12 protein-coding genes and 1 pseudogene are annotated in these 18,221 nt (G+C 57.7%); 6 read left to right on the forward strand and 7 right to left on the reverse strand.

The window, feature by feature from the left end:
* Positions 1-671 precede the first annotated feature (671 nt).
* Both UH5x_RS13450 and UH5x_RS13455 read left to right on the forward strand, forming a co-directional pair.
* Positions 672-1,094, forward strand: a complete 423-nt coding sequence (locus tag UH5x_RS13450; RefSeq protein ID WP_482635929.1) for a hypothetical protein — start codon at positions 672-674, stop codon at positions 1,092-1,094.
* A gap of 693 nt (positions 1,095-1,787) precedes the next feature.
* Positions 1,788-2,813, forward strand: a complete 1,026-nt coding sequence (locus UH5x_RS13455; RefSeq protein ID WP_482635930.1) for a hypothetical protein — start codon at positions 1,788-1,790, stop codon at positions 2,811-2,813.
* A gap of 1,029 nt (positions 2,814-3,842) precedes the next feature.
* Here UH5x_RS13455 and UH5x_RS13460 read toward each other — a convergent pair.
* Together UH5x_RS13460 and UH5x_RS13465 are read right to left on the reverse strand one after the other, a co-directional pair.
* Positions 3,843-4,166, reverse strand: coding sequence for a DUF167 domain-containing protein (locus UH5x_RS13460; protein ID WP_173442726.1), 324 nt, complete (start codon positions 4,164-4,166; stop codon positions 3,843-3,845).
* A gap of 7 nt (positions 4,167-4,173) precedes the next feature.
* Positions 4,174-7,876: pseudogene (locus UH5x_RS13465) on the reverse strand (bifunctional proline dehydrogenase/L-glutamate gamma-semialdehyde dehydrogenase).
* Between the two features lie 241 nt (positions 7,877-8,117).
* Here UH5x_RS13465 and UH5x_RS13470 point away from each other — a divergent pair.
* From UH5x_RS13470 to rsmH, 3 genes are read left to right on the forward strand one after another with little or no spacing between them, the layout of a single operon-like run.
* Entirely contained in the window at positions 8,118-8,510 is a 393-nt protein-coding gene (locus tag UH5x_RS13470) for an acyl-CoA thioesterase (protein ID WP_482635931.1), read from the forward strand.
* A gap of 37 nt (positions 8,511-8,547) precedes the next feature.
* Positions 8,548-9,603 carry a sugar phosphate isomerase/epimerase family protein gene (locus tag UH5x_RS13475; protein WP_482635932.1) on the forward strand — a complete coding sequence of 352 codons (1,056 nt, stop codon included), beginning with the start codon at positions 8,548-8,550 and terminating at the stop codon, positions 9,601-9,603.
* Positions 9,600-10,574 carry a 16S rRNA (cytosine(1402)-N(4))-methyltransferase RsmH gene (gene rsmH, locus UH5x_RS13480; protein ID WP_482632695.1) on the forward strand — a complete coding sequence of 325 codons (975 nt, stop codon included), beginning with the start codon at positions 9,600-9,602 and terminating at the stop codon, positions 10,572-10,574. Before UH5x_RS13475 ends, rsmH begins: the two co-directional genes overlap by 4 nt.
* Positions 10,575-10,812: 238 nt before the next feature.
* On the opposite strand, the gene UH5x_RS13485 is transcribed toward rsmH, so the two are convergent.
* Positions 10,813-11,613: a tetratricopeptide repeat protein gene (locus tag UH5x_RS13485; RefSeq protein WP_047817137.1), complete on the reverse strand. Its 801-nt coding sequence runs from the start codon at positions 11,611-11,613 to the stop codon at positions 10,813-10,815.
* A 334-nt stretch (positions 11,614-11,947) separates the two neighbouring features.
* On the opposite strand from UH5x_RS13485, the gene UH5x_RS13490 reads away from it, so the two are divergent.
* On the forward strand, positions 11,948-13,819 hold the full coding sequence (locus UH5x_RS13490) for an ATP-binding protein (protein ID WP_482632696.1): 1,872 nt from the start codon (positions 11,948-11,950) through the stop codon (positions 13,817-13,819).
* 412 nt (positions 13,820-14,231) lie between these two features.
* Here the strand turns inward: UH5x_RS13490 and UH5x_RS13495 are convergent, their stop codons facing one another.
* From UH5x_RS13495 to UH5x_RS13510, 4 genes are all read right to left on the reverse strand, one after another.
* Complete coding sequence (locus tag UH5x_RS13495) at positions 14,232-14,792, reverse strand: hypothetical protein (protein ID WP_482632697.1); 561 nt, start codon at positions 14,790-14,792, stop codon at positions 14,232-14,234.
* A 374-nt stretch (positions 14,793-15,166) separates the two neighbouring features.
* Positions 15,167-16,159, reverse strand: coding sequence for a DHH family phosphoesterase (locus UH5x_RS13500; RefSeq protein WP_482635985.1), 993 nt, complete (start codon positions 16,157-16,159; stop codon positions 15,167-15,169).
* A gap of 15 nt (positions 16,160-16,174) precedes the next feature.
* The gene (locus tag UH5x_RS13505; RefSeq protein WP_047817073.1) at positions 16,175-17,146 is read right to left on the reverse strand and encodes a bifunctional riboflavin kinase/FAD synthetase; all 972 of its coding nucleotides are present in this window, start codon (positions 17,144-17,146) and stop codon (positions 16,175-16,177) included.
* Between the two features lie 78 nt (positions 17,147-17,224).
* A complete protein-coding gene (locus UH5x_RS13510; protein ID WP_047817140.1) occupies positions 17,225-18,169 on the reverse strand; it encodes an NAD(P)H-hydrate dehydratase in 945 nt (314 codons plus the stop codon).
* Between the last annotated feature and the right edge of the window lie 52 nt (positions 18,170-18,221).

Consider the following 18,221-nt stretch of genomic DNA (forward strand, 5'->3'; position numbering starts at 1 on the left):
TCAGATTGTTCCTGGGTGCATTCATTCTCTGCTTGAATGCAGATCCTCTGGCGTTCAGCCAGGAGGTGAAGCGATTTGAACTCAGCTCCGCAAGGATCACAAACAGCCGTAAGATTCATATCGGCAGTGTCCCAGCATCGGACACAACGCAGATATCGGTTGATGTGGTGAATGACACCGAGACGGCGGAGCATTTCGAAGGGATCATTCTCAACTGCAACTGTGCCGAAGCGAAGTTTGAAGAGGGGCCTTTGCTGCCTGGTCAAACCAAACGCCTCACTCTTGCGTTGACGCCTCAAAAGCAACTCAGGCGAGGACAGGGAACCGTCCATGTTTCGTTCAAGCGACCCGGTGCGGGCGTAAGCAATCTCAGGCTCACCCTGAACTACGCGGTTGCCGGTCACTTCTCTTTCGACAGTTCATTTGCGACCTTGCAGTACGGCAGCAAACCAGGGTCCTATCCATTTGAGCTCCCCGTGTTCGTTGACCCTGCTCTGGATCATCGGCTGCTGGAATTGAACTGCAATGACGAGCGGGTTGGCCTCTCATTCGGGGACTTTGATCAATCTGGAGCTGGCCACATTGATGTGGACCTACCACCTGATTCAGGTGAGTGCTTCGCGGTTGTATCCATGCGGCATCCGCCAACCAACACTCAAGTGGATTGCCAAGTGCTCATCCAGCCCAAGCAGCACCTGAAGCTTGCACCCGCACGGTTGCTATTCAAGACCAACGAGGATGGATCGCTCCAATCCTCGCTGATAGTCATTCGGTCCTTGGATGACGATGACAAGGACAAGCCGAATGAGAAACAAAGGTCGCCTGGAAAGCCTATGATCGAATGGAGCTTTGAAGGACAAACAGGGTTCGGCAAGGTGCATGATGTTTCCGATTCTCTCTGCCGTGCTTCGGTGGAGATCTCGGTGGCAACTGCGCAGAAACTGAGCGACATCTTGTCTGAACCGGGCGGCCCAAAAGCAAAACAACCGAGCATCCGAGTTCTGGTTCGATGGGGTGAGCATTCCGTGACCGAAGATCTGTCCTATAAGATTTTCGAGAAATCAATCACAGACGAAGCAGGCAGAAACGAATGACTCAGTTTCATCCTGGAAGCGGTTTGAGCGTTGGCCTGGGCTGCAGAATCTTTGGGATTGTGTTTGCTATGCGTTTGCGCAAGTCTTCATCTGAAACGTCCTGGCTCCCCTCGCCCAGCTTCGAGGTCGTGCGGTTTTTAAGTGCTGTGTTGCCTAGCGTTTATCATCATCTTCCCCCTGGAACGTTCAAAGAACAAATGGTGGCTGGCGTCTGGGTTTCGCCCCGGATGGGGCCGTCGTGCTTAGCTCGGGGCGGAAGCCCCGAGAGACCGATGCCGGAAAACAAACGGTCGCCCCGGATGGGGCCGTCGTGGGAGTTGGGTGGAGTCCCTCGCTCACGCGTTCGGGTTGTGATGGATGGTCTTGACCGACTCTGACGGGCAAAAGTGCCCATCCTACATGCGTTGAAACGTCGCTGAGGACTGAGTCGACAAGCCGTCATCATTGACGCTCTGATTGCGGATGCCAAATTCATTCCTGGATTGCACCTTGAGAGACGCGGCCCGCTTCGGGCCGGGGAGGGTTACGCGCTGGATCCGATGCTCGCTTCGTTCGACTAGGGAGCGTGAAATTAAACGGCACGACCGCCGTGGTGTGGAGGTTTTCAGTTCGAAGACCAAATGTTTGTTCACAGATGATTGAAGCACACACCGCTCCGTTGACTCTTGTTATCACGATTGAGAAAGCAAAAGAATGAATCGTCTTCCTTCCAAGCGACTTCGCTCCATCAAATCTTGCACGTGGCGGATGCAATTTTTGGTGCTTGCAACTTTGCTCCTTACCAGAACAACTGCTGCGACGGCACAGGAAGCAGCACTCGGCTCCGGCGAGCACTACTTCCAGGCTCATTATGCGGCCATGGCGGAGATCCGGGACTACGACGTCTTGTACAGCGGATTCACGGACAGTTCGCCGGAGACTGGCGCATCCTATTTCCTGGAGATGCAAGGACGGACGATGGCGAGTGAAGAAGACGACATGGTGGTTGGGCTGAAAAAGTACGAGCGTTCCAGTGGGCAGAGTTCTTCCCAGCGTCTTATGAACGATTCGGCACAGAGTGCCAGCAGAATGGAAGTCTATTCTGGGCGTCTGATTGGCAAAGATCTCGTCGCTCGGCAATTTCCGGGCGGATTGCGCCGAGCCAAGTTCCCAAAAGAATTCTCCCCCTATTACTTCCACATGATGGAAGGACTCCCTACGTTTCCACTCTTTGGAACCGTGACCTTTCCGTTGTTCATGGACCCCGCAGGAAAAGCCTTTGAGAGAATTAAATCGGAACGAATCAGCCCCACAGCAAACCAACAGCTCATTCGGGAAACAGCGAATGAAACGGTCGTTCGCATTGAGGTGGAACAGCCCGTTGGACAAAAACGCAGGTTGGTTTTCTACTTCGACGCAGAGACCATGCTGATCGTAAGCAAGCGGGTGTCCTTGCTTGAGCACAACTCGTGGAACCCCATCTTCAAAAGTGAGTACACCTACACGAAACACAATGGGTTGTATGTTCCTGAGTCGGAGAGATCGGTGACGTTCAAGACAAGAAATGAAACAAAGATTGTGGAGCGACACACCGAAGTCATGTATGAGTGGAAGGACCTCGATCGCGAGCGGGCGAAGCAGTGGCGAGTTGCAGATCTTTGGAGGATCGAAAATCTGGACCGGTTGGTCGAAGGCGAGGACATTGCCGAGATTGGCACCGAAACACCAAACAAAAACTGACCTGGATCCAAGTCCATGTCTCGGGGCTTCCGGCCCGAGCGAATGAAGTCGGCCCCGTCCGGGGCGATGACCGCGAGGCCAGAGTAGAACAGTTGTCTCAACTGTTCCGTCGGGCAACCCTCAACAGCCAGGCATCGTCGGCAACCAAGTCCACTTCCAACCGTTCGCGTCACGCGACTCGACGACAGCGACGGCCCACGCAAACATTTGGGGACAAATGTTCTACTCTGTTTCCCACGACAGCCCCGTCCGGAGGCAGGATCGCGAAGCCAGAGTAGAACAGTTGTCTCAACTGTTCCGCCGGGAAGCCCTCAAAGGCCAGGCCTCGTCGCAACCCAACCCACTTCCAACCGTTCGCGTCACGCGACTCGACGACAGCGACGGCCCACGCAAACATTTGGGGACAAATGTTCTACTCTGTTTCCCACGACAGCCCCGTCCGGAGGCAGGATCGCGAAGCCAGAGTAGAACAGTTGTCTCAACTGTTCCGCCGGGAAGCCCTCAAAGGCCAGGCCTCGTCGCAACCCAACCCACTTCCAACCGTCCGCGTCACGCGACTCGACGACAGCAACGGCTCACGCAAACATTTGGGGACAAATGTTCCACTCTGTTTCCCACGACAGCCCCGTCCGGGGCGAGGAACGCGAGGCCAGAGTAGAACAGTTGTCTCAACTGTTCCGTCGGGCTGCCCTCAAAGGCCAGGCTTCGTCGCCACCCAACAAGGCCCGAAGGGGCGACAGATCCATTGCCGGGGCCGTCAGGCCCTGGAACCATGAACCGCTCAAACAGTTCAGGCCGACGGAGGGCCTCCGTCGGCGACAGGTAACTCAACATTTCCCACGACGGCCCCGTCCGGGGCGACCTTTTGAATTTGCGTCCATGTCTCGGGGCTTCCGCCCCGAGCTAATGAAGTCGGCCCCGTCCGGGGCGAAGAGAGCGAAGCCAGAAACAGCCAAAACGACCAACACTATCCCGCACGAAAAAATAGCAAAATCCGATCAGAGCGAGATCATAAACGCTTTCGCGAAATCACGACAACTCGTTCTTCAGCTTTGCGTCGGCAGCGTTCATCTCGTCCTGCGACTTGAATTCGACCACGATCGTCTTCAGCCGAGAGGTTTCGCCCGCGACGATCGCCACACGGCCCTTGCTGACGCGCAACCATTTCGCAAGGGAAGCGATGACCGCTTTGTTGGCTTTGCCATCTTCCGGCACCGTGTGAACCGATACTTTCAACGCTCCATCGTGCAGCCCACCCACGGATGCCTTCTTGGCTTTCGGAGTGACCCGCACGCGAAACTTCCACGTCAATCCTTCACACTGTCGATCCAGTGAGAGGTTTGATTCACTCATCGGCGACTCATTCCCCTTCTGTCTTCGAGAAACTGGCTGAACGACGTCCGAGGTTGCCATAACGGTGATAGTCGTGCGAGATCGATTGCTCGTTCAAGTACCGCAGGCATTCGATGCGTCCATGATCCACGACCGGTTCATCGATGACTGTGATGAATCGTCGGCCACAAGCTCGACGAATCGATTCCAGGGCGGGAGTCAGCGTTCGCATCCGGCTGACACCGCCGGCATCGACTCGCTCGACCAACTGCTCCACTGACTCTTCAATGGGATCGATCAAACCAGGCAACCAATCCGCGGTCGTTTCCAGCATTTTGAGCTTCGATCGTTCCAGCTCCGATGACAGGGAAAGCGTGAACTGAGTCCCCACAGACACCGCCGCAGAGATCGCCACGATTGCATTGACGATGTCGTCACCTGCCTCGATCCGAACGGTCATGCCGTTCACCGATCGGTAGCGACGAATGTTATCCTGGCCGACCAACTGAAAGGTATCGTGTTCCAACGCGAAATCCGTCGCATTGGCAATTTCTTGCGACGTGATCGCGCGTTCGATTCGAAACTTCTGAGCATCGCCCAGCATTTCATCGGAGTAGCGACCACGCTCAATCCAATCACGCATGCGGTCCAATTGATCGTGCGATGCATCCACTTCATCCGTGGACGGTTGCCAATCGCTAACGTGCGTGACACGCGAAAGAGCCAGCACGTAGTTGGGACCACCGGCTTTGATACCGGGTCCGTACGCGGAAAGACCGACCCCGCCAAACGGTTGCCGCAATACAATCGCCCCGGTGGTTGGTCGGTTGATGTACAGGTTGCCGGCGGGGATCGATTCTCGCCAAAGCTTGATTTCGCGATCGTCCAAACTTTCCAAGCCGCTGGTCAGTCCATAGCCGGTCGAACGCACAATCTCGATGGCTTCTTCCAATCGACCGAATCGCATCACGCCCATCACCGGCCCAAACAACTCGGTCGTGTGAGTGAAGCTGCCGGGTTGCACGTCCCATTTCACGCCGGGTCGGTACAGCGTTGGGTTGCCGTCGATGTGCTCAGACATCACCAACCAAGATTCGCCGCCCTCGAGTTCCTGCAAACCACGTCGCAGTTTGTCCGTCGGCGGATCAACCAGCGGCGTCACGCGGGTGTGCAAATCCCATGCGGAACCGACCGACAAACTTCGCACCGCATCCGCCAACGTTTCGCGGAATCCGGGATCATCGAAGACTTCATTCTCGAGCAACAACAGTGACGTGGCACTGCACTTTTGACCGCTGTGCCCAAACGCCGAGTGCAGCACGTGCTTGATCGCCAAGTCTCGATCCGCCATCGCGGTCACGATCGTGACATTCTTGCCTCCTGTTTCAGCCAACAAGTGCAGATCCGGTCGCACATCCAACATGCGTTTCGCGGTCGATGTGCCACCGGTCAAGATGACGGTGTCGACGATCGGATTTTTGACCAACCATTCCTCCGCGACTTCGTCGTCACAAATCACAAACTGCAACGCGTCGCGAGGAACTCCCGCATCCCAGAATGCTTGGCACATCACCCAAGCTGGCAACAAGGTTTGCATCGATGGTTTCACGACCACCGGGTTGCCCGCCGCGATCGCCGCTGCGATGCCCCCGCAGGCAATTGCCAAAGGGAAGTTCCAAGGGGTGATCACAGCAACCACGCCGCGTGGTTCACACTGGATCCCAGAGCACTCGTCCCAGGCCTTCATGGTCAGCGGATAGAACTCCAGGAAGTCAATTGCTTCGCTGACTTCCGGATCCGCTTCGGCGACCGTTTTGCCTGCTCCGGCCACCATGCTGCCAATCCAATCCCCGCGTCTTTCGCGAGCCAGTTGGGCGACCGCACGCAGGATCGTGTGGCGTTCTTCGACCGAAAGATCTTTCGCCCAAGTCGACTCACTGGCCGCCTGAACGGCTAGCTCCACCGCGGGCGAAGTCGCCTTTTTGTATCGGCATGTCACGACGCCTGGTCGCGAAACATCGTCGGTGGTGAACCATTCGGGTGAGACTCGATCGTCTCCCTCGAGCGCATCTGCAGCGGGCAAACCAACCAACACTGGTGTCACTCGAGTCGCATGTTCATCGCAAAGTGGTTTCCAGCGATCCAGGGTTTCTTGGGCCCACTGCGAGTGGTGGGGCAGCGACCAATCGGTGTCGGGTTCGTTGACAAACTGAGTCCAATGGTCCGCCGCGGGAGGCTGCAGGGGAGTCCGGTGTCGATTCTGAGTTCGTCGAGGCTGGACCGAGACGGTCTCACAATCCAACAAGGCATCCTTGAATCGACCTGCCAACAGATCAAAGTCCGGTGTATCGGGCTGCAAACGATAGGCGTGACGCAAGAAGTTCTCGGCGCCCGTGTTTTCATCCAAGCGACGAATCAGATACGTGATTGCGTGCAAGAAGTCCGATTTGCGGCAGGCAGGTGCATACAGCAACATCGCCGCATCTCGTTCCGTCAACGCACGACGTTGATGGTTGGCCATGCCCTCCAGCATTTCGAACTGGACGGAATCGGACGCCCCCAAACGCTGCGTCCAAATCTTGGCCAGCGCCACGTCAAACAGGTTGTGGGAGGCCACACCGACGCGAAGATTGCCTGCCGCCGCCGCGGTGAGCAACTCCTTCAACATCCGTTTGAAGTTGGCATCGGTGTCGTGTTTGTTCGTGTACGGAGCCACCTGCCAACCACCGACGGAGGCATGCACGCGTTCCATTTCGAGGTTTGCACCTTTGACCAACCGAATCGTCAGCGGCGCGCCGCCAGCCGCAACTCGTTTGGCCGACCACTCGATCAGGTCTCGCATCACCAAGCAGGAATCCGGCACGTAGGCTTGCAGTGCGATCCCGGCTTGGACCGATTCCAAATCGTCGCGTTCCAAGGTCTCACGCAACACATCCGCGGTCAGATACAGGTCGCTGTACTCTTCCATGTCCAAGTACACGAACTTGTCTTTCGCCTTGGAGCCATCGTCCATGTGATTGGCGTTGCGGTACAGACGCTCCAAGCGATCGGCGACCATCCGGATGGTGTGCTCGCGAGCCAAGGGTGACACTTGGCTATAGAGCGTGGTGAGCTTGACCGAGATGCATCGCACCTCCGGCATCCGCAGCAACTCGTAAAACGACTGCATCCGCTTGCGCGTCTCGTCATCGCCCAACATCGCTTCGCCGAGCAAGTTCACATTCATCGCCACGCCGTGACGCTGGCGCGAGGCCAGGTGCGGAGTCAATAGATCTGGTTCCGCAGGCAGAATCACATTCGCCGTCTCACGTCGCATCTTTTCCTTGACCAGCGGCACAGCCACACCGGGCAGGTATTCGCCAAAGGACTGAAACCCTTTCAGCATGGCTTGCTCGACCGGGCTGAAAAATCGGGGAATCCCCTGCAAATCCAACAGGTGAGTCATCTGGTCCGCCACGCGTGCCGGCGTGTGCGTGCGAAAGGCTTGATCGGTCATCTCAACCAGCGTGGCCTTGTCAGCGTCATGCCCAATCATGCGATCCAGCTCGGATTGCTGGCGACGTTCCTGCGGCGTCTGGAGCGCTCGCGACTCCCGCAAAAGATCGGCGGCCAACTCAATCGCGGCGGCAGCATCTTGAGTGGGGTCGAAACCCTGCAACGTTGACGAGGAAGCTGATTCAGGCTGATTCAAGACACGATCCTTAACAAGAATTTTTCGCGGAAACGAAGATCTAACAAACGAGGCACGCCTAGTGGTCTGTCACGGCTTATCTTTAGGGTAGTGGGCGAGACCACGAGTCCTGAACTGGCGTCAAATCCAAGGACTCGTGGCCTCGTCCACTACGATCCCCCTAACTTTTAGCTGTGACAGACCACTATCGCCCATTGACGGCTAAACTTTCGCAACTTGCAACCGCCTGTTTTCACAGCGAATTCTCAATGGCATTCCGCCGCGACCCTAAGACGCCTGCAATGACGCCAGATTTGCCGCAACATGTGTTCCATTTACGTGTCCGCTACGACGAATGTGACCCAATGGGATTGGTTCACCATTCAAATTACTTGCGATATTTCGAAATCGGCCGCACGGAATTCCTTCGCTCGGCGGGGGGGCGGTACCGCGAAGTCGAAGAAGCCGGGCTGTATGTCGTGGTCGTCCACATCGATTGTCGCTATCGTGCCTCCGCACGTTATGATGATGAAATTCAGATCGTGACCCGAATCGCGAAGATCACGGCAGCTAAAATCATCCATGAGTATGAAATCCGCCGCGGGGACGAACTGCTCGTGCAAGCGACCGTGACATTGGCGGTGATTGATAAGAACGGTCAATTGCAACGTGTTCCCGAAGCATTGTTGACTTGAAAACCTCTTTGACTCCTTCCCTCTTGGTGCCCTCCCAATGCGTCCTGACCAACCCGCCCGATCGATCAGCAACCGCCGCCAGTTCCTGTGCCGTCTGGGAACGGCATCCGCGGTCGGATACGCCGCCTACTTGGCTCATCAAGTCAGCCCCTCCCCGCTGAGCACCGACGCCAACGGATTGCTGGGGCAGGGCAGGGCACTTTGGGCAGCCGAACCAAACGAGACGGGCTCTTCCACCAGCACCGGCTATCTGAAGCAATCGCTGAAAGCCGGCATGATCCGAGCTGAGAAGTCGAACGCCGCCAACCCTTGGATCGAACGATTCCGAATCGCCAAAGAAGCGGGATTCGAAGGCGTGGAACCCAACACCTCACCCGGCATGGACGTCCAAGCCATGGTCGCCGCCTCCGCGGAAACAGGTTTGACGATCGACGGAACAGTTGGCGGATATCACTGGGGCACAACGCACACCAGCCCGGAAGCTGCGACTCGCAAGAAGGCTCAGCAGTTGCTCGAGGAATCGCTGCAACAAACCGCCGACTTGGGAGCGAACACCTTCTTGATCGTTCCTGGCCACGGCAAAGACGGCACGGCTGAAGAAGTTCGCCAGCGCGCCTTCGAAGCCCTCGATCGCGCCGTCCCGCTCGCTGAGAAACTGGGCGTCAAAATCCTGATCGAAAACGTCTGGAACCATTTCTTGTACGACCACGGGGGAGACGAAAACCAATCGGCTCAGCCTTTGGCGGAGTTCATCGACTCCTTCGACACACCCTGGATCGGTGTCCAATTCGACCTGGGGAATCACTGGAAGTACGGTGACGTGGCCGAGTGGGTGACGACGCTGGGACACCGGATCGGCAAACTGGACATCAAAGGGTTCTCCCGTGAACAAGGTCGCTTCACCGACGTCACCGAGGGCGACATCGACTGGGCCAGCGTCCGCAAGGCACTCGCGGGAATCAATTTCCAAGGCTGGGTGGCCGCCGAAGTCGGTGGCGGTGACGCCGAACGGCTGAAGAAGATCCACGGCCAAATTGAATCGGCACTGCACTGCACCAAATCGCTGGCGCAAATCAAGGCAGAGACCGCGTGACAGCGTCGCAGCCAGAGGATCGAACCGACCAAGTTTCTGAAACGTCTTCCGCGGAGGCAGCCCCCGCGGAAACAGAACACGTCAGCGTGATGCCCAACGAGATCGTGCAGTGGGTTCGAGAAATCAACCCCACGACGGTCATCGATGGCACCTACGGTGGCGGTGGGCACACACGTTTGCTTGCCGAGGTGTTGGCGGATGCAGAAACCGCGTCCGGCACACCACGTGTGATTGCGATCGATCGCGATCCCGCGGTGGTTCGTCGTGATGAACAGAAGGCATGGATCCAAGACGATCCACGAATCGAATTGTTTCTTGGCAGCTACGAGAACTCGCCCAAAGCACTCGACGCCTTGGACCTCCCCCATGCAGATGCTTTGGTGCTGGACCTGGGTTTGTCCAGTGATCAACTGGCCGACCGAAACCGAGGGTTCACCTTCACGATCGAGGACGCGGAACTGGACCTGCGGTTCGATCCTGAAAACGGAGTCCCGGCTTACCGTTGGCTTCAACAACACAGCGAAAAAGAAATCGCCGACGCGATCTATCAATTTGGCGAAGAACGATTCAGTCGTCGCATCGCCAAACAGATCGTCTTGCGAGCCCGCGAGCGGAACCCGGTCACCAAAGTGGGCGAGCTGGTGGAGATCTGCCGTCGCTGTGTGCCTCGTTCACGCAACCACGATATCCATCCTGCCACGCGTACGTTTCAGGCTCTGCGGATCGCTATCAATGACGAACTCGGCGGACTGACGCGAACCCTGCAGTCCGCTCCCGACTGGATCGCGCCCGGTGGACGAGCCGTCATCATCAGCTTTCATTCGCTGGAAGACCGAATCGTCAAGAACGCGTTCCGAGAGGACGACCGCTGGGAAATCCTGACGCGAAAACCGCTGCGTCCCACCGACGAAGAGGTCCAAGCCAACCCTCGCAGTCGCAGCGCCAAACTCCGCGTCGCCCAGCGGGTGTAGCTTTCGCAGAATCACGGAGGTATCCAGGCGGCGTTTTTCGTTCGAGGTCTCGCCGCGAAAGGTTCGGTGTTGTGAAACGCATTCGTTCGCACAAGTTTTCATCCCGGTAGGGATGCCAATCGCAAACATTTCGCAGCCCAGGCCCGGCCGTTGAGGGCTGCCCGACGGAACAGTTGAGGACAACTGTTCTACTCTGATGCTCGGCCTCTGTTCGCTTCGCTCATGCACCTGAGCCGCGTCACTCGCCGCGAGAAACGAGCCAGCCTTCTGGTGGCGGTGGCAGATCAAACGCGTTGTGATAATCACGCTGACGCAGTTCGATCCAAACCAATGTCTCTTCCGCGAGCGATTTGTTCGCCGGTGAAAAAGCCGACCGGCGGACCGCTTCGGAAATGCGTTCCTTGGCCGTCGTGAAGTCTTGCCGGGCTGCCGCTGCGATCGACGTGTTGATCAGTGCCGCTGGGTTTCGGGGATGAGATTCCAACACTTGGTTCCAAACCTGTTCCGCCATCGGCCAATTGCCCGATCGAGCCAGTTCATTGCCGCGCCGAATCGCTCGGCTACCAGGCAACATGCGTGGGGAGGCCAACGCGACCTGTTGACGAACAACGCTGGCGGCCAGCAATCGCTTGGTCTCTAGGATTGCTGCACGACGGGTTCGCTCCGCCACATCAGGAACATTCATCAGTTGCGGGTAGCGTTGTGAAATCAACGCTTCGTCCACCGTGATTGGCATCCCGGCGGATTTCGTGCCGGGCTGCAAACCGGTCAACCGCCAAGAAAGGCTGACTTTGTCTTCGCGTTCTTCGTGCCCGGTCGCTTGCAAAATCTCGCCATGCAACAAGTATTGCAGTCCCTGGCGTCGGGCGGCGGAACTGACCGCCATGTCACTCGGTTCTTCCTCGAACCCCGAGACCAGCCGAATGGTTGCCACCCCCTCCAATTGATCCGCTGCGATCAATTGCCAACGAGAAGGCGGGTCCGACAACAGAGCCTCTTCAATTGGTTCGGCCCATTCATCCGGTCCCGAGATGCCCATGAAAGCGACTTGTGTGGGCTCCACCGTCAATTCCGGAGGACGCCAAACATGGACGGGAGCCACGGTTTTGCAACCCACCAGTAGACACCAAGCAGCGCATACCCCCAGCCACGCACCTCGAGACACCCAAGGTGAGGGCCAACGTCGCTCGATGGGAATCGCCGAGCCTAGCATGCGGAAAATGGGGTTCCTTCCAATTGGAGAGCCGGATCCAGGCAGAAAGGGATCCGATCTGGACGGTAGCCAAACAGAACGCTTCGCAGCAAGTTATCTTGTGTGAACTAGACTAAGAATCTGTCCGTGAAACTCGTTCTCGCCCCGCGTTGATTTTTGTATGGCTTCGTTGTTCGTCATTCGAGGACGTGACCAGGGAAAACACTTCCAGCTCGCTTCAACCGTCACCCGACTGGGACGGGAATCCAGCAACAATGTGCAGTTGCTCGACAACGAGGCCTCACGCAGTCACGCCGAGATTCGCGGCGATGGAACCGGCCGTCGCTACGAACTGGTCGATTTGGGCAGCAGCAACGGAACGCTGGTCAACAATCGCAAAATCACTCGGCACGTTTTGACCAGCGGCGATCGGATTGAGATCGGCTCCACGCTGCTGATCTTCACCGGAACCGGCAACGTGTCCGCCCTCGATGCGGCTCACGGCGTCGACATCGTTCGCCAAGTCCGGGGGGGCGACGCCAGCAACATTGTTTCGTCGCTGTCTCGAGAAGGAGTCGTCTCGCCGTACTCACCGGAGGGAGCCTCCTCGGGCGCTGTCCCCACCCCCAAGCCAACGTCCGCGCCCACGGCCCTGCCGCCGCCGATCCCGCCGCCAGTCGAAACGGGGGCGGATCCAGCTCGCAGTGCGGGAAAGAATCCCTCGGTCGTCACTCCCGAACGAACCGGGCAATTCCATGGGCCACCCGTCATCGGCCGACTCGATGCCGACCGATCGCTCGAAGTGATGTACTTAACCGCCATCGCTGTGGGACGGACCGATGACCTGGACGAAGTTCTGGATCGAGTCTTGAAACTGGTCTTCGACTGGGTCGAGGCTGATCGTGGATGCATCATGCTTCGCGACCCTGAAACCAAGCGACTGACTCCGGCTGCCAGGTGCGACCGAGACTCGGCGAGCGATGGCCCCCAACCCAAATCGACGTCCAAATCCCACGACCGAATTCAGATCAGCCATACGATTTTGGATTACGTGCTGCAACACAAACAGGGCGTTCGCACCAACGACGCACTGGACGACGAACGATTTGATTCCGCCGCATCGATTGTGCAAGGCGGCGTTCGCGAAGCCCTCTGCGTTCCTCTGCAAGGTCGCTACGAAATCGTTGGCATGTTGTACGTCGACACTTACACCACGCCGGGAGAACTGGTTCGCAAGGGCGGGGCAACTCGCTTCCATGATGAACACCTCCGGTTGATCACCGCGGTCGGACACCAAGCCGCACTCGCGATCGAGGACACGTTCTACTACTCCGCACTCCTGCAAGGCGAACGTCTGGCCGCGATGGGCCAGACGATTGCGACGCTGTCACACCACATCAAGAACATCCTGCAAGGAGTTCGCGGTGGCAGCTACCTGATCGAATCGGGATTGCAGAAGGATGACACCGAAGCCATCCGTCGTGGTTGGTCCATCGTCGATCGCAACCAAGAACGGATCAGCAACCTCGTGCTCGACATGCTGACGTTCTCCAAAGAACGTGACCCGGTGCTGCGAGAGGGCAACCTCAACGAGGTCGTTCATGATGTGGTCGAACTCATGCAGAGCAGGGCAGGGCAGGGCGAAATCGAACTGGTTTCGGAGACGGAAGACACGCTGCCAATTGCAACCTTCGACGGCGAAGCCATCCACCGGGCGGTTCTGAACTTGGTCACCAACGCGATTGACGCGGCCACCAAGAGAGTGCTGGTCAAAACGTTCTACGATGCCGCTCAAGGCTGGATCGTTGACGTTGAAGACGACGGCGAAGGCGTCCCCAAAGAAGACCGCGAACAAATCTTCTCGTTGTTTGAATCCAAGAAAGGTGCTCGCGGAACTGGGTTGGGCTTGCCCGTCAGCGCCAAAATTCTTCGCGAACACGGGGGTTCGTTGACCGTTGACGATTCCCCCAGTGGCGGAGCCCGCTTCCGAATGATCTTGCCCGCCACCGGCACCGACATCAACGAACTTTCGCGAAGCGAAACCCAGGCGTAGGGACCGTTAAGCAGGTACGCAGGTGTCATCGGGTATGTGAGCCGCTGGCGTTAGCCACGGTTTTCACGCACAACCGGGGCTAACGCCCAAACGGCTCACATGGTTGTGCTTGATCACTCCTGCCGACCTGCTTAGAACGGCGTGAAGAGCATCGGCAGTCGCGGAGCACGTTCGAAAAATAAATGGTGGCTGGCGTCTGGGTTTCGCCCCGGATGGGGCCGTCGTGCTTAGCTCGGGGCGGAAGCCCCGAGAGACCGATGCCGGAAAACAAACGGTCGCCCCGGATGGGGCCGCCGTGGGAGTTGGGGGAGTCCCTCGCTCACGCTTCGGGTTGTGATGGGTGGTCTTGGCCGACTCTGGTTCAGCAACAATTGATGAGCGAGACATTCCCGCCAGGTTGAGATGCCGTCACTTAGAACTCCAACGAGTCAAAGAACTCCGATGGCTTGTCCAGTTCACTCTCGTTGGATCTTGGCTCGCGTTGGCCGCCGACGAGGTCTCGGATCTCGGAATAGGGCGAGTACATCACAACGACCAAATTTCGATTGTGAACAAAGATTTCGCAGTCCGACCCTTCAATACCGCCCACGCCTGATTGCATGGTCCCCGCCATTCCGTCCACTCCGGACCGGGCAACGGGACGAGAATTCGAGAGACGAATTCTCATATCTCGCAACAATTCCGCAATCGGAATGCTTGGATCGATTGCCGCCGGCAAATCAGCCACGACCAGCGAATACTGAGATCCAGTTTCCTTTCTTCTTCCGGTGAGCTCATGGACTGTTGTGCCGGGGAACTGCTGCGACTTGTCTCTTCGATCTTCGCCGGCCGGCATGTTGATCGTGTAGCCCTTGTAGCTCACCGATGTCCAACCGCTGTGCCGCGATCCCAAGTACCCGATCGCGAAAATCCCTCCTGCACACAGCACGACGCTCAGCACCCCGAGCCCTACGATCGTGCTGATGATCTTCACGGCAGCGTTCGACCCTCTACCCCGTTTCTTCGCAGGCTTGGGTGGCTGATATACGGTCACGGGTCCCGAGGGACGAAAGACCGAGCTCGGTGGTGCCGCAGCCGACCGGCCAGAACCCGAGGAGCTGGAACTGGGCAGGCTATCGAACAAGTTCTCGGGAGGAACGCTGATGGGCACAGCCGACGTCGCGGGAGCCCGAACGGTGAGCATCAACTCGCACTTCGGACACTTCACCTTCACCGCTCCCGTCGCGGCAGGAAGTTGCAAGGTCGTCTTGCAGCGAGGACAAACAATGCGATGTCCGGTCATCGAAACTCCCACGCGATTCATCACGCGAAACGTGATGCGACAATCAGTATGGCCCCGACACCAGTCTACCCCAATGCGACCGAGAGAGCTTCTCGCATCACTGGCAGCACTCGCTCTTTGACCTCATCGAGGGTGCCTTCCAAGAACGCACCCGCAGCGGCTTTGTGACCACCGCCTCCGAACTGACGAGCGACCTCGTTGCAATCCACGCTGCATCGACTACGGAAGCTCAGTTTGAAGCCACCTCGCACCTGGCCAACAAAGATGACGGCGGCTTGGGTGCCGCGAATGGCCAAGGTCAAGTTGATCGCGTCTTCGGTGTCGTTGGGTTGTGCGCCGCACAACTCAAAGTCTTCTTTGTGGACGGAGGTATAAACCAGCGTGCCATCCATCTCGGTGGTTGTCCGAGAAAGAATCAACCCGCGTAGTTTCAATCGCCCGAGCGTGTCACGTTCATAGAGATCGCCGTACACCTCACTGGGGACAACCCCTGCATCCATCAAACGGCCGATTGTTCGGTAGGTGTCCGATGTGACACTGGGGAACCGAAACCATCCGGTGTCCGTCGCGATTGCCGCGAACAACGGAGTCGCCATCGTTCGGGTCAGCGGCACCTTGAGCGCGTCCGCGGCCTGGACCACCAAATGACCGGTCGCTTCGGACTGATAGTCTTTGTACATCCTCGCCCCCAGCTCATCCTCCCCCACGTGATGATCAAGCACCATCTTGTCCGCGCGAGACGCGCGGATGACATCGCCCATGTCACCAAGTTGCGCCCACGCACTGGTGTCGAGGATCATGATGCAATCCGCTTTCACATCCTCGGCTTCGACGGAATCGCCCAGCACTTCGATGTTGCCGGCAGGATCCAGGAACGACAAAGCAGGCGGAGTTCGGTGAGCATTGATGATGCGAACGTCTTTTCCAACCGTTCGCAACACTTCTGCCATCCCCAGCTCACTGCCAAGCGCATCGCAATCGGGTCGAATGTGGCTGACCAAAACAAACGACTGATAGTGTTTGATTTGGTCAACAAACGCTTTCCAGTTGACTCCCACGAGCGGATCTTTCATTCAAGGTTGAGATGGCAGAGATGAAACCGTCTCTCGAACGGTTTGCAAATCAATTTGCAATTGTTGTTTTAAAGCAGAAGCGTCGGCAAACTTCTGCACGCCCCGCACTTGGCTCACCAAAGTCAGCGTTAGCATTTTGCCATAAAGGTCACCATCGTAGTCGAGCAGGTGAGCTTCGATTTTGGTTTCCTGGCGTTCGTCAAAGGTCGGATTGGGACCGATGTGAACCGCCGCAGGATGGCAGGTCCCGTCAACGGTTCCCTCCCATGATGCCAGAGCCGCGTACACGCCGTTTTCTGGAATCAATGTTTCGACGCCGCTCAGGTTCGCGGTGGGGAACCCCAGCGTTCGCCCCCGTTGCTCCCCTGTCGTCACGGTCCCGGTCAAACAGTAGCGGCTGCCGAGCATTTGATTGGCCAGCGGAAGATCGCCCGATGCGATGGCCTCACGCACCCGTGAGCTGCTGACCAGGCGTTCGTCGCGAACCGATGGCACCACGATTTCGACGTCGATTTGACGTTCATCCGCCAACTCTTTCAGACGAGTCGTGTTGCCAGCCCGATCGCGTCCGAAGAAGAAATTCGGCCCTTCGATGATCGCTTTGCCCGACAGTTGTTCCACGATCAATCGCTGAAAGAACTCTTCCGCGGTTTGGTTCAAAAATTCGCGAGTTGCCTCGCAGACCAGCAAATGATCGATCCCCAACTCGGACATCAGCTCCGCCCGGCGGGGCAGGGTGGTCAGCTTGGGCGGTGCCCCGTGAGGCCGCAGCACCGACGCGGGGTGCGGGTCCATCACGATCGCGATCGCTTTGCCGCCAACCCGTTCGGCATGTTGTCGAACCCGGTCCAGCAACGCACGGTGCCCCAGGTGCACCCCATCAAAGTTGCCAATGCTGATCGCGCCTCCTTGAAGCGATTGATGCAGGTCGGGGTCGCCCGCGAGGTCGCTCAAGTAAATCAGGGAGGTCATTCAATCGGGGCAGGGCAGGGGAGGAACCAAAAGGAATCAGGCAAGCGTGCTCAGTATGCCTGATTCACCTCGATTTCGTCAGATCCCATCGCGTTCACTCGCGTCCGTCGTCATTTCATCCGCAACGATTGCCAGTGAGTCCAAAACATGCACCGCGGTCATCCCAGCGAGACTGACCCGCGCCGCCGCTTCATCGCCGCTGCGGCCATGAATCCAAACCCCTAGCCTCGCCGCATCGGAACCGCTCAGCCCTTGCCCCAACAGAGATGTCACCACCCCGGTCAACACATCGCCGCACCCAGCGGTCGCCATTCCGGGATTGCCCGTCGTGTTTTGCCAGATGGAACCTGGCTGGCCATCCCTTTTCGAAACGACGTGCGATGGCCCGCCTTTGACGACGATGGTCCATCCCAATCGCCCGGTCAATTTCTCCGCCGCCTTGAGCTGCGCATCGACGTCGTTCGCGGACGCCCCCGTCAACCGTTGCAGTTCACCCGGATGCGGCGTCAAGACGCAGGCCGCATCGTTGCTGCTTCGCTGAAACCGGTCGTCACGCAACCAATCCTGCTCGGCAATGATGTTCAGCGCATCGGCGTCCAAAACCACTGGCAAATCTTTTTTCGCCAGCAAACCTGCGACGATCGTGGCACTCCCAGGTCCCCTTGAGATCCCAGGACCACATCCGACGGCGGCCTGAGCGGGCAAGCGTTCCCGCAAGGATTCCCACGCCGAATCAGCAAACTTCTGACCGTCGTCCGACATCCCATGGGTCATGATCGCGGGATGGAACCCTGCCACGCAGTCCAAAATGCAATCGGGAACCGCTGCGGCGACCAGCCCCGATCCTGTGTGTAGCGCCGCGATGGACGACAACGAGACCGATCCCGCCATGCCGCGCGAACCACCGACCAACAACACCCGACCAAAATTGCCTTTGTGGGCGGACACATCCCGACGTGGAATCCGCAGCGGAGGCGGGTTGGTAGACTGAGTCAAAATGGTTGGCGTCACAACAGATGACATTTCAAGCTCGGGGATTGTCGATCGTGGCAGGCAGATGAAGATCAAGGTATCA

It is taken from the genome of Rhodopirellula sp. UH5 (assembly GCF_056839225.1).

Bases quoted from the DNA above. Each gene is read 5' to 3' on its own strand.
- UH5x_RS13455 (WP_482635930.1), top strand. From the start codon at position 1,788: ATGAATCGTCTTCCTTCCAAGCGACTTCGCTCCATCAAATCTTGCACG.
- UH5x_RS13460 (WP_173442726.1), bottom strand. From the start codon at position 4,166: ATGAGTGAATCAAACCTCTCACTGGATCGACAGTGTGAAGGATTGACG.
- UH5x_RS13470 (WP_482635931.1), top strand. From the start codon at position 8,118: ATGACGCCAGATTTGCCGCAACATGTGTTCCATTTACGTGTCCGCTAC.
- UH5x_RS13475 (WP_482635932.1), top strand. From the start codon at position 8,548: ATGCGTCCTGACCAACCCGCCCGATCGATCAGCAACCGCCGCCAGTTC.
- UH5x_RS13485 (WP_047817137.1), bottom strand. From the start codon at position 11,613: ATGGGCATCTCGGGACCGGATGAATGGGCCGAACCAATTGAAGAGGCT.
- UH5x_RS13490 (WP_482632696.1), top strand. From the start codon at position 11,948: ATGGCTTCGTTGTTCGTCATTCGAGGACGTGACCAGGGAAAACACTTC.
- UH5x_RS13505 (WP_047817073.1), bottom strand. From the start codon at position 17,146: ATGACCTCCCTGATTTACTTGAGCGACCTCGCGGGCGACCCCGACCTG.
- UH5x_RS13510 (WP_047817140.1), bottom strand. From the start codon at position 18,169: ATGTCATCTGTTGTGACGCCAACCATTTTGACTCAGTCTACCAACCCG.